The 1,549-nt window shown below is 73.1% G+C and carries 1 protein-coding gene; it reads left to right on the top strand.

Features of this window, described 5'->3' with window-relative positions; translation table 11 throughout:
• Positions 1-1,549 (top strand): condensation domain-containing protein (locus tag ACFTZB_RS45540; protein WP_378442570.1); only part of this gene is annotated, 1,549 nt, incomplete at both ends.

Raw genomic sequence — 1,549 nt, 5'->3', positions numbered from 1 at the left:
ACTCGATCATGTCGATCCAGCTGGTCACCCGGGCGAAGGCGTCCGGGGTGGTGATCACCCCGCGGGACGTGTTCGAACGCAAGACGGTGGCCGCGCTCGCGGAGGTCGCCACGTCGGGGGAGGAGACGATCACCCTCGAGGAGTTGCCCGGCGGCGGCGTCGGCGAGTTCCCACTGACCCCGATCGTGCGCTGGATGCTGGGCCGGGACGGCGACTTCCGGCGGTACTCCCAGGCCGCGCTGTTCACGACCCCCGCCGAACTCGACGAGGACACGTTGACGGCGGCGATGCAGGCCGTCCTGGACCGGCACGACATGCTGCGCGCCCGCCTGTACCGCAGCGACCGCTGGATCATGGCGACCGCGCCGCCGGGGTGGGTGCGGGCCACCGAGGTGGTGCGCACGGTGCCGCTCGCCGCCGCGGACTCGTTCCCCGACGCTGCGTCCCGCGAACTGGACGCCGCCGCGGGCCGCCTCGACCCGGAGTCGGGCGTGATGGTGCAGGCGGTGTGGTTCGCGAGCACCGCGGAACCCGCGGCGGGGCGGTTGCTGATCGTCGCCCATCACGCGGTGGTCGACGGCGTGTCGTGGCGCATCCTCGTCCCCGATCTCGCCCTCGCCTGCGCCCGTGTGCTGTCCGGTGAGGCGCCCGCCCTGCCCGACACCGGAACGTCGATGCGCACATGGGCGCACGCCCTCACCGACGTGGCGCAGGAACGTTCCCGCACAGCTGAACTCGGCCTGTGGCGGCGGATGCTCGACACCCCCGACCCGCCGCTGGGGGCCCGGCCGTTGACGCCTGCCGACGTCCAGACCTCCGACGTCGAGGTCCAGGTACCCGTTGCCGTCACCGAGACCTTGCTGACTTCGCTCCCGCAGGCGTTCCACGGGAACGTGGCGGACGGGTTGCTGACGGCGCTGGCGCTGGCGCTCGTCCAGTGGCGACGCGACCGCGGGATCGAGTCTTCCGCCGCGCTCGTGAACCTCGAAGGACACGGTCGGGAGGAACACGTGGTCCCCGGCGCCGATCTGGCGCGCACGGTCGGCTGGTTCACCACGATCTTCCCGGTGGGCCTCGACCTGGACCGTGTGGACGTGGCGGACGCGTGTGCCGCGGGCCCCGCCGCCGGCGACGCGGTCAAGGCGGTGAAGGAGCGGCTGCACTCGATCCCCGACCACGGCATCGGGTTCGGGCTCCTCCGGTACCTCGACGACGACACGGCCCGGGAACTGTCGGCGCAGGCGAGTCCGCAGGTGAGCTTCAACTACCTCGGCAGGCTCGGCGCGGGCACCGCCCCGGGCGGCGACTGGATGCCCGTCTCCGACGCGGGACTCGCCGCCGCCGCGCACTCCGGGTTGCCCGCAGCGGCCGTCGTCGATGTGAACGCCAGAACCACCGACACCGCCGCCGGCCCGGTACTCACGGCGACGTGGTCGTTCCCCGTCGGGGTGATCGCGGCGGCGGACGTCGGCGAACTCGCGCGACTGTGGGTGCGGGCGCTGGAGGCCCTGGCCGAGCACACACAATCGGGCGGCGGCGGCTTCACCCC

This window comes from Rhodococcus sp. NPDC057014 (genome assembly GCF_042673295.1).
Taxonomy (GTDB): domain Bacteria; phylum Actinomycetota; class Actinomycetes; order Mycobacteriales; family Mycobacteriaceae; genus Rhodococcus_F.
The sequence above is the reverse complement of the archived record's forward strand: the minus strand, read 5'-3'. Positions and strand labels throughout refer to the sequence as shown.